Source organism: Vibrio quintilis (genome assembly GCF_024529975.1).
Taxonomy (GTDB): Bacteria; Pseudomonadota; Gammaproteobacteria; order Enterobacterales; family Vibrionaceae; genus Vibrio; species Vibrio quintilis.
On sequence record NZ_AP024898.1, the window covers coordinates 403,628 to 417,880 of the forward strand.

The window sequence follows — 14,253 nt, forward strand, 5'->3', positions numbered from 1 at the left end:
TTCCTTATTCCAGATCATTCAATTAGTCGGTTGACGGATATTAGTCGGTGGATGGATAGCTCCGTGTCAGCTGCCGTTCAGTCTGCCAGGCCCGAATCAGAGATCTGAGTGACGGTGGCTGATGTCCGCGTTGTTTTTGTCGGGCTCCGATTTCAAACAGGATTCGGTATTGCTTCAGTAGTGTGGAAAAAATCTCCCGCAACGGCGTATTCCTGTCCCAGATGTGAGCCGCTTCGCTGCTGGCACCATTGAGCTCCAGAATTGAAAAGTCCTTCCCGGCCATTAGCTGCCTGATATCGCGGAATTTAATATCCAGCCGCCCATAGTAGTAACCATCAACATCAGCCAGAATCTCATCCATTTTGCGGGTCAGGGCACGGGTAATATATTGATTGCCGTCTCTGAATATCGCGCCCCGGCTATGACTGCCGGCAAAGGCCAGGCGGAAAGTTTCCCCCGCCGGCAGCACTTCATGAAGCCGTTTTTTATGGCGCGACAAATACAGATGGCTCAGTTGTCCGGCCCGCGGGTGAGTTTCAATCAGGGTTTTCAGGCAATGAATCCCATCTCCGGTAACCGACGGGCTGTATTTAAGAGTGATTGAGAGGATGTTGCCACGCGGCTCACCCGGATAGCGCACATAAAAGATCCCGGCTTCTGCCTGATACGGGGCTTTTTGCTGCAACAAAAAGCGCGCACCGGGAGGAAACTCCCGGATGTAGTTATGCAGTTGATCGATGTGATTGATCAGTTTCACTCCGGCACCACGACAGCCCAGATCGGGTTTGGCGACGACCGGGAAGGTCAGGTTTGCTTCTGCCATTCTTGCTGTGGCGGTGCTGACTTGTTCTTCAACAGTGGCGGCAGTCCGGTTCAGAACAATATAGGGCTCAATCCAGCGTTGTGCTTCAGTCCCGGCGAGGCTCAGTATTTCATGCTTGGATTCTCCAACCATCCCACTGAGGCGGATGGTTGGATTTGCAATAAGTGGCAGCCGGAAGTCTTTGTATTGTAGTGCCTGCCACAGACTTTGCAGCAAGACCGGGGTGTAGAAAAACCAACCGGGGAAGAACTCAAACGGTGAAATTTCCCGACGGTGATCCGTGCTCAGATGAGGCATCCCGCCATTGATCTGATGGTGCGGAATGACTGGCGGACAAGCAGGTCCGTATCGGGTGTGTTCCCTGCCGGTGGTGTATGTCCCGGTCGTGTCTTCTTGTGTAGCGTCTGTCCCTGTAACAGATGCTGTTGTCCTTATAGTGTCTGTCCCCGCAACGCACTCTCTCTTTGTGGATGCAGTCACACCTGTTCCTGTAACAGATGCAACGCGCGGTTTCTGCCGCCATCTCCGGTGAATGGTGAAATGAAATATCCATACTGAAGTCAGCGCCAGCGGAATCAGCGCCAGCGGAATCAGCGCCCACTGATGAGACATGGCCTGAAGCGTTGCACTGGTGCCAACGCTGTACACAATAGAGAAGACTGCGGCTGTCCAGAGGGCTGTTGCCAGTAACACAGCACCCAGAAACAGGCCGAAAGGCAGGGTGAAAAAGCCGCTTAATGTGTAGCCGGCCGTTCGGCAGCCGGGAATAAAGCGAATAATAAACAGATGATAGAACAACCCGTGGTTCAGGCGGTGTCGTAACATTTTATAGTATCGGTTGGTCAGCATTTTCAGGCGCAGCCAGCGGGAGCGGCGGGCGAATCTGCCCAGGTAATACAACCCGGCATCGCCGGAGACAATACCGATCATAATCGCAAGAACGGCCAGTTCCGGCTGTATGTATGACTGAGCGGCCAGTGAAGCTGCAGTGATGATAGCCAGATCTTCAAGCAGGTAGGAAAGCAGAATAATGCCCGCGATCAACATTCCGGCGGAAGCACCTCCGGGTAATAAGAGTGTTTGCAGTTCGGTGATCACAGGTAACTCCTCCATCTGCACAGATTCCGGCGATATTGAACATTTTTATTTGGAATATTTTAAATCTGGATAAAAAGTGTTCAATTTATCTATTCTGGTTATTGGTCGTGGTCGTGGCGGATTTATTACACTGAAATTGTTTTTTTTACTGAATGATAAGAACCGGTGATGTTTCAACACCGGATGAGCGGAAAATGAAATTTGACTTATTTTGTATAATACATACATTTAAAGCCATAACTTTTCTGTTGTGGGCCAATGCCAATGTATTCATTTCTGATAATCGTTCCGGATGGGGGCATGTTGTTTGAAGCGGCCGGAATTGCGGATATTTTGCAACATGCCAATTCACTTTCACCGGCGCAGACGCCCTGTTATCAGGTGACGATTGCGACCAGTCAGTCTTATCATGTGGTGCATGGGCAATCCGGACTGAAGCTGCTCGCTGATGCCAGCCTCAATGAACTGGATCCCGGCCGGCCATACGATACGGTCATCATTACCGGGAAGGGCAACCATGAAGCGGAGCGGACTGAAATTGCAGACTGGCTGCGACTGGCAGCGCCCCATGTTCGACGTGTCGCTTCTGTGTGTGGTGGCGCGTTGATTCTGGCGCAGGCCGGGCTGTTGAATGAACGGCAGGCGACAACACACTGGCGGCTGCTGGACCGGATGCAGAACGAATATCCGCTGGTCCGGGTCGAACGTGGGCCGATTTATGTTCAGGACGGCCCGGTCTGGACCTCGGCCGGGGTGAGTTCTGGTTTTGACCTGACACTGGCGATGGTTGAGGCCGATTACGGTTTTACCCTGGCCCGCGATATTGCGCAGGAGCTGGTGATGTATCTGCGTCGTCCCGGCGGCCAGGCTCAGTTCAGCCGTTATCTGCCGGAGCAGGCGAAGAATCCCGGTCCGATCCGCGACCTTCAGCAATGGGTGATGGCTAACCTCAGTAAGGATCTGTCGGTAGAGAATCTGGCCGGGCGGGTGGCGATGAGTCCGCGTAATTTCACCCGTGTTTTTACCCGTGAAACCGGAACCACTCCGGCGAAATATGTGGAAATGGTTCGTTTGAATGCTGCCAGAGAACAACTGGAGCAAACCCGTATCAGCATTGAACGGATTGCGACGGAAACCGGCTTAGGGAGCGGGATTAATCTGCGCCGGGTTTTCGAGCGTCATTTGCAGCTGACACCCTCCGAATACCGTGAACGGTTTCACAGCCTGAATACAGCCTCTGCTGATTTTGGCATTAATTGATCTATTTATGTCATTTACGCCATGTAAGTGTACGGTTACAGTTGAAACATCAAAAGATGAAGTTTTGAATTTCAGATGTTTTCACCCCGATTTTTCAATAAGAAGGGTGTCACCCGTACACAGGAGTCAATGATGATCAAAGTTGGAATTAATGGTTTTGGCCGCATCGGGCGTTTTGTTTTTCGTGCGGCACTGGCGCGTGATGATATCGAAGTGGTTGCGATTAACGATCTCATCGATGTCGATTATATGGCGTATATGCTGAAGTATGATTCGACCCATGGCCGGTTTGAGGGCAGCGTGGTGGTGGAAGGTGGCCAGCTGGTTGTGAATGAACAGACAATCCGGGTCACAGCAGAAAAGAACCCGGCGGACCTGAAATGGGATGACGTGGGTGTGGAAGTGGTGGCCGAAGCGACGGGCCGTTTTCTGACCGGTGACAGTGCCCGGCCTCATCTGAAGGCTGGCGCAAAAAAAGTCGTCCTGACCGGGCCGTCCAAAGATGATACGCCAATGTTTGTGATGGGTGTGAATCATCAGGATTATGCCGGGCAGGAGATTGTTTCCAATGCATCCTGTACCACCAATTGCCTTGCGCCGGTCGCGAAAGTATTGCATGACCACTGGGGGATAGAATCCGGTCTGATGACGACCATTCATGCCACCACCGCAACACAAAACCCGGTGGACGGGCCTGCCGGAAAAGAGTGGCGGATTGGCCGCGGCGCGGCTCAGAATGTGATTCCTTACTCTACCGGTGCAGCGAAAGCCGTGGGAAAGGTATTACCGGAACTGAACGGCAAACTCACCGGAACCTCTTTCCGGGTGCCGGTTGCGGATGTGTCGGTGGTCGACTTAACGGTCAACCTGAAACAGGCTGCCAGCTATGCGGAGATCTGCACTGCGATGAAAGCTGCTGCTGAAGGTGAACTGGCCGGAATTCTTGGCTATACCGAAGATGCGGTGGTATCACAGGATTTTATTGGTGAGACCCGCACGTCCATCTTTGATGCCAAAGCCGGTATGGCGCTGACGGACAAATTCGTCAAGCTGGTGGCATGGTATGACAATGAGATCGGCTACTCAAATAAAGTACTGGATTTGATAGCGCATATCTCGCGTTGATTAAGAAATGGGCCCCATAGCGGATTCTGCTGTTGTGGGGTGCTGTGGGGTGCTGTGGGGTGGTTTGATTGTGAGTTAATATACCCAAACAACCTGCATCTTCAGGTTGTTTGGGTATATATGTTTATTCAGATATATTTCTGTGTTTGGATATAGATATGAATCATTACCTGAGTAAATTTATTCCACAATAAACAAAAAATGAAAAATCTATTTCATAGTATTCTGTTTTGCTATATAGTCGCAGGCATTCAATTCCGGGATATGTCATATGTTCAATAACAGCCGCCTGAAGTTCAGCAACAGCGCTGAGTTATTACTGGTACTGGCAACCATGCTGGCCGGGTGTGGCTGGATATTTTCAAAACAGAGTATTCAGGGCATACCGCCTTTTGCGTTTATCAGCATCCGTTTTGTGATGGCATCGCTGATATTAATGCCTTTGTGCCTGTCTGCATTCACGAAATTAACCCTGCGGGATGTCACCAAAGCTGCTTTCGCCGGATTATTGCAGGGCGTGGTTTTATTGCTGTGGATCTTTTCTGTTTCCATGACGGATGCCCTGGGTGAAGGTGCATTTATTATGAGCCTTTCCATGCTGTTTGCGCCGCTGATGGCCTGGCCACTGATGAAACAAAAACCGGGGAAGAGTTTCTGGCAGGCGCTGCCGGTGGCGATTCTGGGGCTGTATATGTTATCCGGGGGCGGGGAATGGCATACCTCTGCCAGTCAGATCACCTTTCTGATTGCGGCCCTGACGCTGGCTTTGCAGTTTAATCTCAATGGCCTGTACGTTAAATCGATTCCGGTTTTACCACTGACATGTATCCAGTTTTTATTTACCGGGCTGTTGGGTGTGGTCGTTTCTTTGCTGATGGAAAGCTGGCCGGAGAGCGTGGATACTTCCGTTTGGTACTGGGTTTGCGCCAGTATTCTTCCTGCGACCTGCCTGCGTTTTCTGGCTCAAATTGCCGGACAGAAACATACTTCTGCTACGAATGCCGCGATTATCATGATTCTGGAACCACTGTGGACAGTATTACTGAGTATCTCGGTCTACGGTGAGCAGATGAGTTTTCACAAAGTGACCGGCTGCCTGCTGATTCTTACTTCTCTGGTGGTGTATAAACTCCGTGACCGGAAACACCAGCGTTCCGGCCGGCTGGCCGGATAAGTGCTCAGAACGCAGGCTCATGCCCGCAGTGCTTATTGGCGGTTTGTTTCGTTTTCGTTGTAATATGCCAGCGACACCGCGAGAGTCTGCGCCAGACACAGCGAAGCGGCCTGCGAACGGAATGCATCGACCTTCGCTTCTTTCACCACAAAACAGACATCACTGAAAGAGGCCAGCGGGCTGATTTGGCTGTCGGTGATGATGATTTGTCTGGTGCCCAGTTTTGCCAGCGAATCGCTGATTTCGGTTGTTTCTCTGGCGTACGGGGAAAAGCTGATAGCAATCACCACATCGTCTGCTTCTACCATACTCAGCTGTTCTTTAAACATACCGCCTAAGCCATCAATCAGAAATGCCCGTTTGTTGAGGTGACGGAACGCATAAGTCAGGTAGGAAGAAACACTGAAGGAGCGGCCCAGACCAACCACATAAATATTGTTGGCGCCGGACAATAACTGTACGGCTTCTTCCAGTTCTTCCGGGGAAGTCTGAGAGGCTAACTGCTGCATTGCATGACAATTGGCGCGGGTAAATTCCTGCAGAATATCGGCAGGTTTTTCCGGTGGCTCCGGCTCGCCATCCAGCTCTTTCAATAATTTTACTCTGTCGGTATAGCTGGAAGTTTCTTCAAGAAGATTACTGCGGAACAGCTGTTTCATCTCATTGAAACCACTGAAACCAAACGCACTGGCGAAACGGATTAACGTGGATGGGGGAACTTCTGCCTGTTCGGCAATGACGGAAACAGTTTCAAATGCGACACTGTTTTTGTTGTCCAGTATATAGGCCGCAACCTGTTGTAATCGCTTACTGAGTTCACCATAGCGGAAACGAATTTCATCCTGTAATTCTGAAAGTGTTGTTGCTGTTGCCATATTTGCTCCATATTCGATGACGCTACTATTCTATTTAATTTATTCATAATAGTGAAATATTTTTTTCAAATGCGATTGATAAAGCATACCATTTAGCCTGAATATGACGCGAAATATGTATTTCAAGTGATGATTTAAATAAATTTTTATTTCATTATTTGTTGGTTTTAAGAGCAACTGACGAAATGTGATGAAAAATCCCCCGATCAATAAAACTGAAAACAGATCGAATTGATGGGGGGGAGCACCGGTAAATCGGGTACTCAAGACAGGAGAACTGACTTCACGATGATTTTCAGGAGCAGAAGTCAGTGCTTAAGGCCTGTTGTCCTTTCGTCTACACCGAAAGGACAACAGGGCCGGGGGTTCCCTCAGTTGCGGAATCAATCGCTGAATCCGCAGGTTTTAAATCAGCCCTGCCTGTTTTGCCAGACTTGCCAGATTGTTGTAACCCATCGTTGCGTAAGTCAGCGGGTGGGCGATCGCCGGATCCTGCTCCGCTTCCACGACCAGCCAGCCAGTGTAATCGTTTCTCTTCAGGATACTGAAAATGGCCGGATAATCGATACAGCCATCTCCCGGAACGGTGTAAACACCCTCAAGTACTGAGTCAAGAAAACTCAGTTTGCGGTTTTTAACATCCGCCAGCACATCTTCACGGATATCTTTACAGTGCACATGGTTGATTCTGTGTGCCCAGCGTTCTGCAACAACAGCCGGATCGGCACCGGCAAACTTCAGGTGGCCGGTATCCAGCAGCAAGCCGACTTTCGGACCGGTATGTTTCATCAGATTATCCACATCTTCAGCTGTTTCAATGACTGTCCCCATATGATGGTGGTAAGCAATCTGCACGCCCTGACTTGCGGTATATTCAGCAAATTCAGTCAGCTTTTCACCATATGCTTCCCATTGATCGGCCGGGAACAGCGGACGAAGGTGGACCGGTGTGCTCTGATCTCCGTGGATACAGCCGGTAACTTCACAGGCAACCATGACTTTTGCGCCCAGTTCACGCAGGAGTGTCAGGTGGCCCTGAACCGCTTCAATCTCTTCTTCCACGCTACGGGTCAGTAATTCCATCGAATACCAGCCAGAGACCAGTTTCAAATCATGCTCTGCCAGAATCGGTCCGAGCACACTGGCCTGACGCGGGAACTTATTTCCCAGTTCAAAACCGGCAAAGCCAGCTTGTTTACCTTCTGACAGGCAGGTTTCCAGAGGTGTTTCTGCACCCAGTGCCGGCATATCATCGTTGGTCCAGGTGAGTGGGTTAATCCCTAGTTGAACACGCATTGTGCTGTCTCCTCTTGTTTTTTCGTTATTCGCCGCGTTGACGCCATAGCGCAATTAAGTTGTGGTAATTGGATTTAATCTGTTCAATCAGGGTCTGGTCATCAATCTGTTCAGCCAGCCACTGGCGGGATGGTTCGCCAAACAGGGTACGGCCAACGGCAAACCCTTTCACGATATCTTTGCCCGCAGTTTCTGCGAAGCCTTGTTTTAATTCTTCTGCCGGGGCATCCAGACCCAGAATCACCACGCCGCGGCAGTATGGATCACGCTGTTCAACCAGCTCAGTCAGTGCATCCCAGCTTGTGTTTGCCAACGGTGGCAGTTTCCACCAGTCCGGCTTAACGCCCAGGTTATAAAAACGTTTGATCGCCCGCAGATACAGTGTGTCATCTTTTTCAGTACCCGGCGGCAGAATGACTTCGATCAGCAGCTCATGACCTGATTTACAGCAAGCCTGATACACTTCTTTGACCTGATGTTCCTGCTCCAGCCGGATTGGGTGATCGTCTTCAGGATTGAAAAATACCAGGCATTTGACGATGTGTTCCAGTGGCCAGTCGATCAATTGTGAACCGATATTGCCATGTTCCATTTCCAGTGGCCGTGAGCCGGGTAATTCAATTGGCCGGCCGATCCACCAGCCTTCACCGGTGACATCATTCAGTACATCCTGACCAAAGGTGCTGTCACACAGGAGCCCGGCTTTGCCTGCCAGATTCGCTTCTTGTGCGACCTGACGGCTTGCTTCAATAATCAGCTTTTTCAATGGCTTAATCCGTGCGGTATCCGCTCCGGCTTCGCGGGCCATTTCAACAAACTGAATGCGGTGATCGAATGCCATAACACACAGTTCATGCCACTCCGGTGATTTGCGCGTTGTTACCCGGTGCAGATGGTTCAGCTCCTCATCCAGATCCGGACGGGGAACTTCCTGAGCACGGGCAATATAGTTATCCAGCTCAACCTTGGTTGGCATGGCAGGTGCACAACCATGGCGGGAAACCACCAGCGCGCCACATGCGTTGGCGTAGGTACATGCTTTCTCCCAGCCTTCCTGATTGAGATAACCGCGTAGCAGGCCGGACATAAAGGCATCTCCGGCACCCAGTACGTTCAGCACATCAACCCGGACGCCATACACTGTAATGCCTTCATCCAGATCAGCCGGAATCGCGCCGGTGAAAACGGAGCAGCCAAGCGCACCGCGCTTGCAGACCAGCTCTGCATTACTGACCTCACGGACTGCCTTCAGGGCTGCAACTGTGTCGGTTGAACCACCACAGATGTGGAACTCTTCTTCTGTACCGACGATAACATCAAACAGACCCAAAACTTCCTGCAGCTGTGCTGTGACCTGGTCTGATTCGATAAAACGGGTTTCACCATCACCCAGTGAAGTCAGCCCCCAGAGAACCGGACGATAATCAATATCCAGTGCCGTTTTTACCCCATTCCGGCGGGCATATTTCAGAGCGGTCAGCACAGCTTCACGCGTCTGAGGGTGGGAGAGGTGCGTTCCTGTAATGGCCAGACAACGTGATGAAGCGATGTATTCTTCTGTAAAATCATCTTTGGTTATCGCCATGTCTGCACAGTTATCACGATAGAAAATCAGCGGGAAGGTATCTTCATCTTTGATACCCAGAATAACCAGTGCAGTCAGTCGTTCTTTATCGGTGATCAGGTGGCTGGTATCACACCCGGCCCGTTGCAGCTCTTCACGCAGGAAGCGGCCCATATGCTCGTCGCCCACACGGGCCAGCATTGAAGACTTCAGCCCCTGGACTGCAGTACCATAAGCCACGTTACCTGAAGAACCGCCCAGATATTTATTGAATGAGCCCATGTCTTCCAGGCGGGCACCGATTTGCTGGCCATAGAGGTCGACTGCAATACGCCCCATACAAATGACATCAAACTTTTTCTCACTATTCACAATTCACTCCTCACGAGATCCGGTCCGTAATCTTATGCCTGTTTCTGCTTGTCATCCTGATTTGTTCAGGGCGTACCTTGCAGCGCAGCCGGATGTTGTATTAATTGCATTGATTATTTCAATAGTTAATTTATACGAAATATTTGTTTCATTATCAACTGATGTCGCGTCATTTATTTCATTGTGTGATCTATATGGAACTTTAATTTCACTTGTGCGTAATCTATGAAAATTTTAGTTTATTTTTGTGCCGATGTATCGTCTGAATGTAGTGCCTGAAATGATGCTGCATCGGATAAAAGATGCTGTAGCGGATAAAAAAGCCACCATGAGTGACATGCCTCATGGTGGAAGTGGTAAGTAAGCTTATTGTTGTTTCTTGATGTTGTTGTTTTTTAGTACTGACGTGCTTTCTTTAGTACCTGTCTGATTTCATTGGCTGCCGCGACAATTTCTGGTTTTCCCGCTGTCTGTGCTGTGCCGCAGTGCCACCAGGCTTCATAGCCATGGGTCATTGTTTTAGGTAAAACCTTGATATCAATCAGCGTTGAAACGGTCTGCCTTTTCGCGTCGGCAATCGCTTCAATTAAGTCTGCTTCTGTGTAAACACGGTAGGTTTTACAACCGTAACTTTCGGCGTTCCGGGCAAAATCTACCGGAACGAGCTGGCCCGTCATCTGGCCGGTTTGCGGATCCCTGAACCTGTTTTCCGTGCCGAAGCTACCCATGCCCTGGCTCATCTGCAGGTTATTGATACAGCCAAAGGATGCGTTATCGAATAACACCACATTGATCTTCACCCCTTCCTGAACCGAGGTTTGCAGCTCTGAGTGCAGCATCATGTATGAGCCGTCGCCAACCATGGTATAAACCGGCTGATCCGGGCTGGCTATTTTGGCGCCTACCGCTGCGCCGATTTCATATCCCATACAGGAGTAACCATATTCCATATGATAGGTGTCAGGCTGTTTCGGCTGCCAGAGACGTTGCAGATCGCCCGGCAGTGAGCCTGCAGCGCCAACAACAATTGCATTGTCTTCCAGCTGTTGATCGAGGATCCCGAGTACCCGGGTCTGTGTCAGGTCGGTATTCAGAGCCTGACGATATTCTTCAAGCTGATTGTCAAAATGACCATCGACTTCCGGAACAAACTCATCATTGACCTTCAGGGTAAACAGGCGTTCCAGCTCTTCGTGCCAGGCTTGTTTTGCAGTTCTGATTTCTCCGGTATATCCATTCGTATATCCGGCGGTCTGCAGTTTCGTGCTGATGGCTTCCAGTGCTGATTTTGCGTCGGCAACAACGGAAGTTGCATCCAGTTTGGAAGCATCAAACTCAGAGACATTGATGGTCAGAAAATCTGCCTCCGGGTTTTGGAACAGGGATTTTGATGCCGTTGTGAAATCCGTGAACCGCGTACCGACACCAATAATCAGATCCGCTTCTTTGGCAATCAGGTTGGCTGCCAGACAGCCGGTGGTTCCAATACCACCGAGGTTCAGTTCGTGATCGTAAACAACCGCACTTTTACCGGCCTGCGTTTCACCAAAAGGTATATTGTGAGTTTCAGCGAACGTCCGGAAAGTTTCATGAGCTTCGGAGTAACGGACGCCCCCGCCACACACCAGCAGCGGTTTTTTCTTACGCTGAATCAGCTGAACAGCATCGTCAATCATCGCCTCTGTCGGCGGGCGGCGTTCAATGCGGTGAATACGTTTCTGAAAGAAGTATTCCGGAAAATCATAGGCTTCTGCCTGAACGTCCTGAGGAAGACAAATCGTCACAGCGCCGGTGTCCGCCGGGTCGGTCAGTACCCGCATGGCATTGATCATCGCTGACATCAGCTGCTCGGGCCGGTTAATCCGGTCCCAGTAGCGGGAGACGGGCTTAAAACAGTCATTGGTACTGATTGATGCATCATGATATTGCTCGACCTGTTGCAGGACCGGATCTGGCTGACGGGTTGCGAAAGTATCGCCCGGCAGCAGGAGAACCGGAATCCGGTTGGCTGTTGCTGTTGCTGCTGCTGTGACCATATTCGCAGCTCCCGGCCCGACCGATGAAGTGACGGCATAGATTTTTTTTCTTTTATTCTGTTTGGCAAACCCCATTGCAGCATGGGCCATTCCCTGTTCATTACATCCCTGATGAACAATCAAATCCCCGGCATCTTCTTCCAGTGCCTGGCCCAGACCGAGCACGTTACCGTGGCCAAAAATTGTGAATACACCATGGATAAATTTATGCTGACTGCCATCGAACTCGATATACTGTTGATTCATAAATTTGACCAGCGCTTGTGCGGTTGTCATTTTTATCGTGCTCATAACCACTTATCTCCAAATCAATAGAAGCAGAGGGCCGGCGTTCCGGTTTCTGAACCTGCTGTCTGACCATTTTTTTAAGTACGTATTGTTTAAGTACGTATTTTTTAAATGCATTGTTTTTTCAATTATAGGTTCACTATATGGAATATTTTTTTCATTTCAAATATTTTATGAAATGAAAATTACTTTTGTGATCCTGTTAAAATTGTGGAGATGAAAACATTCACTTGTGAAACGGATCGATATCTGCGGCAAAATAGTCATTGAAAGTGAAATGAATGTTTCATAATATGGGTTGTACTGAAATGCACCACGCCAGATAATCCGGCGAAAAAAATGAAAGATTAGGTGAGGGAAGTCTTATGTCAAAACTGCTGTCAAAATATAGTGATCCGGCTCCGGACGGATGCATACAAAAAATAACGCCTGCCAATGCAGGCTGGGAACATGTTGGTTTTGAGGTCTATGAACTGGAACCCGGGCAAAAATTATCGGTACGGGATGCCGGGCTGGAAGTTTGTTTAGTGTTAGTTGCCGGGAAGGCAACAGTCACGACTGATACTGCGACATTTGAAGGTATCGGTGACCGGATGAGCCCGTTTGAGCGCAAAAAACCTTACGCGGTGTATGTATCTCCGGATGATAGCTGTGAAGTTGAAGCGTTAACTCAGCTGGAACTGGCCGTGTGCAAAGCGCCGGGGAGAGGCACCTATGAAACCCGCCTGATTGCGCCGGATGATATTGATGCTGAAGCCCGTGGCCAGGGGAATAATCAGCGGTTTGTGCACAATATACTGCCTGACTACGCACCGGCTGACAGCCTGCTGGTGGTCGAAGTATATACTGATGAAGGGTGTACCAGCTCTTACCCGAGCCATAAACATGATACCGCTAATGAGCCGCAGGAAACCTATCTGGAAGAGACTTATTATCACCGGCTGAACCCGGCTCAGGGGTTCTGTATGCAGCGTGTTTATACTGACGATCGCTCGCTGGATGAGTCGATGGCTGTGTATGACAAAGACGTGGTGAAAGTGCCGGAAGGTTATCACCCGGTCGCTACGATTGCCGGGTATGATAATTATTATCTGAATGTGATGGCCGGGCCATCAAGAAAATGGTTGTTTACCTGGGAAGCTGATCACGAATGGGTTAATGGCGAAGATTATCAAAACAAACATTCATCCTGAATCAGTGGCCGTACACGCTGGCTTTAACGAATACAGGCATACCACTTATCCATGAGGCTCCGCGGCACCTTTCCGGGTGCAGCGGAGCTGCTTATCGATATTTGCCTGACGCCCGGGAGTGGCGTTTATCCGGCAACACTGTTCAGATTCATTCTTCCTGGCGTTTTTGTTGTGCGATTTGTTCACTCAGATGGCTCATCTGTTGCTGAAGTGTTTTGATTTCATTCATCAAATCCTGATGCTGATTGTGCTGAGACTGTTCTTCCTGTTGTGATGTTTCCTGAGTCATCACATCTAAAACCACACCAACCATCATATTCAGAAAAACAAACGCCGTTAAGAAAATAAACACGACGTAAAAGATCCAGCTGAGCGGGTAAACAGCCATCGTCTCATACATCACATCTGTCCAGTCTTCAAAAGTTGCTATCCGGAACAGCGTTAGCATGGAAATCGCAATGTCTCCCCACAGGGTTTCATTGACAGACTCAAAGAAAATAGAGCCGACCGCAGCAAACAGATAAAAAATAATAAACATCAGCAGCGCGATATAGCCCATTTTGGGAATGGCTTTGAGCAGCGCGTTGATCAGAACCCGTAAATCAGGAATCAGGGAGACGAGTCGTAATACCCGGAATACCCGCAGCAGGCGTGCCAGCAGAATCATGTCACTTTCTGAAATCGGCAGCAGGCTGCCAACAACAATGACGGTATCAAAAATGTTCCATGCATCATGGAAGAAACGACGTTTGTTCTCACATGAGATAAAACGCAGGGTGAGTTCAACTAAAAAGAAGAGTGTGATCAGTTTGTCGAGATAATTGATGGTTAGCTCGACAGGAGCCGGAAGATTATATGTTTTGGCACCCACCGTCAGTGCGGCAATAATGATAATCGTAACAATAAAGCCCTGAAACCAGGCACTTCGTTCTGTTTGTTTTAAAACGTTTAACCAGGAAGAAGAGGAAGATACAGCTTCCATGAGAATTTACCCTTTTATGATGCAGATATACTTTCTTTGATCCTAGTCATGTTTTGCTTTCGGACAAAAGGAGTTTTTGTGACGATTTGTTACAGAGTCAGCTGAGATGAGCATATGAGTATGAATGTCTATCCGGAATATTCAATGCCGGATTTGCGGGGAAATGG

General features: G+C 49.4%; 10 protein-coding genes and 1 pseudogene. 4 read left to right on the forward strand and 7 right to left on the reverse strand.

All coding sequences use genetic code 11. The features are described 5' to 3' along the window. Positions 1–40: 40 nt before the first annotated feature. Both OC443_RS20380 and OC443_RS20385 read right to left on the reverse strand, forming a co-directional pair. Positions 41–1,120, reverse strand: coding sequence for a D-alanine--D-alanine ligase (locus tag OC443_RS20380; protein ID WP_262021789.1), 1,080 nt, complete (start codon positions 1,118–1,120; stop codon positions 41–43). Positions 1,121–1,399: 279 nt separating this feature from the next. Next, a pseudogene (locus OC443_RS20385) lies at positions 1,400–1,936 on the reverse strand (DedA family protein); the annotation flags it as partial. 285 nt (positions 1,937–2,221) lie between these two features. Between OC443_RS20385 and OC443_RS20390 the strand changes: the two are divergent. The 3 genes from OC443_RS20390 (at position 2,222) to OC443_RS20400 (ending at position 5,480) form a co-directional block, all read left to right on the forward strand. After that, on the forward strand, positions 2,222–3,181 hold the full coding sequence (locus OC443_RS20390; RefSeq protein ID WP_200796983.1) for a GlxA family transcriptional regulator: 960 nt from the start codon (positions 2,222–2,224) through the stop codon (positions 3,179–3,181). Between the two features lie 129 nt (positions 3,182–3,310). Next, the gene (gap, locus tag OC443_RS20395; protein ID WP_073586083.1) at positions 3,311–4,306 is read left to right on the forward strand and encodes a type I glyceraldehyde-3-phosphate dehydrogenase; all 996 of its coding nucleotides are present in this window, start codon (positions 3,311–3,313) and stop codon (positions 4,304–4,306) included. Positions 4,307–4,577: 271 nt separating this feature from the next. Further along, a complete protein-coding gene (locus OC443_RS20400; RefSeq protein ID WP_073586082.1) occupies positions 4,578–5,480 on the forward strand; it encodes a DMT family transporter in 903 nt (300 codons plus the stop codon). Between the two features lie 32 nt (positions 5,481–5,512). Here the strand turns inward: OC443_RS20400 and OC443_RS20405 are convergent, their stop codons facing one another. The 4 genes from OC443_RS20405 to iolD all read right to left on the reverse strand — a co-directional run bounded on the left by OC443_RS20405 (position 5,513) and on the right by iolD (position 11,914). Then, entirely contained in the window at positions 5,513–6,355 is an 843-nt protein-coding gene (locus OC443_RS20405) for a MurR/RpiR family transcriptional regulator (protein WP_073586081.1), read from the reverse strand. A gap of 405 nt (positions 6,356–6,760) precedes the next feature. Next, the gene (gene iolE, locus OC443_RS20410) at positions 6,761–7,651 is read right to left on the reverse strand and encodes a myo-inosose-2 dehydratase (RefSeq protein ID WP_073586080.1); all 891 of its coding nucleotides are present in this window, start codon (positions 7,649–7,651) and stop codon (positions 6,761–6,763) included. Between the two features lie 25 nt (positions 7,652–7,676). Then, a complete protein-coding gene (locus OC443_RS20415; protein ID WP_073586079.1) occupies positions 7,677–9,587 on the reverse strand; it encodes a bifunctional 5-dehydro-2-deoxygluconokinase/5-dehydro-2-deoxyphosphogluconate aldolase in 1,911 nt (636 codons plus the stop codon). A gap of 395 nt (positions 9,588–9,982) precedes the next feature. Then, complete coding sequence (gene iolD, locus OC443_RS20420) at positions 9,983–11,914, reverse strand: 3D-(3,5/4)-trihydroxycyclohexane-1,2-dione acylhydrolase (decyclizing) (RefSeq protein ID WP_073586078.1); 1,932 nt, start codon at positions 11,912–11,914, stop codon at positions 9,983–9,985. Positions 11,915–12,276: 362 nt separating this feature from the next. Here iolD and iolB point away from each other — a divergent pair, with 362 nt between their 5' ends. Continuing rightward, positions 12,277–13,104, forward strand: a complete 828-nt coding sequence (iolB, locus tag OC443_RS20425; protein ID WP_073586077.1) for a 5-deoxy-glucuronate isomerase — start codon at positions 12,277–12,279, stop codon at positions 13,102–13,104. 148 nt (positions 13,105–13,252) lie between these two features. Here iolB and OC443_RS20430 read toward each other — a convergent pair whose 3' ends face one another. Continuing rightward, positions 13,253–14,086 carry an ion transporter gene (locus OC443_RS20430; RefSeq protein ID WP_073586076.1) on the reverse strand — a complete coding sequence of 278 codons (834 nt, stop codon included), beginning with the start codon at positions 14,084–14,086 and terminating at the stop codon, positions 13,253–13,255. Between the last annotated feature and the right edge of the window lie 167 nt (positions 14,087–14,253).

Bases quoted from the DNA above. Each gene is read 5' to 3' on its own strand.
- OC443_RS20380 (WP_262021789.1), bottom strand. From the start codon at position 1,120: ATGCCTCATCTGAGCACGGATCACCGTCGGGAAATTTCACCGTTTGAG.
- OC443_RS20390 (WP_200796983.1), top strand. From the start codon at position 2,222: ATGTTGTTTGAAGCGGCCGGAATTGCGGATATTTTGCAACATGCCAAT.
- gap (WP_073586083.1), top strand. From the start codon at position 3,311: ATGATGATCAAAGTTGGAATTAATGGTTTTGGCCGCATCGGGCGTTTT.
- OC443_RS20400 (WP_073586082.1), top strand. From the start codon at position 4,578: ATGTTCAATAACAGCCGCCTGAAGTTCAGCAACAGCGCTGAGTTATTA.
- OC443_RS20405 (WP_073586081.1), bottom strand. From the start codon at position 6,355: ATGGCAACAGCAACAACACTTTCAGAATTACAGGATGAAATTCGTTTC.
- iolE (WP_073586080.1), bottom strand. From the start codon at position 7,651: ATGCGTGTTCAACTAGGGATTAACCCACTCACCTGGACCAACGATGAT.
- iolD (WP_073586078.1), bottom strand. From the start codon at position 11,914: ATGAGCACGATAAAAATGACAACCGCACAAGCGCTGGTCAAATTTATG.
- iolB (WP_073586077.1), top strand. From the start codon at position 12,277: ATGTCAAAACTGCTGTCAAAATATAGTGATCCGGCTCCGGACGGATGC.
- OC443_RS20430 (WP_073586076.1), bottom strand. From the start codon at position 14,086: ATGGAAGCTGTATCTTCCTCTTCTTCCTGGTTAAACGTTTTAAAACAA.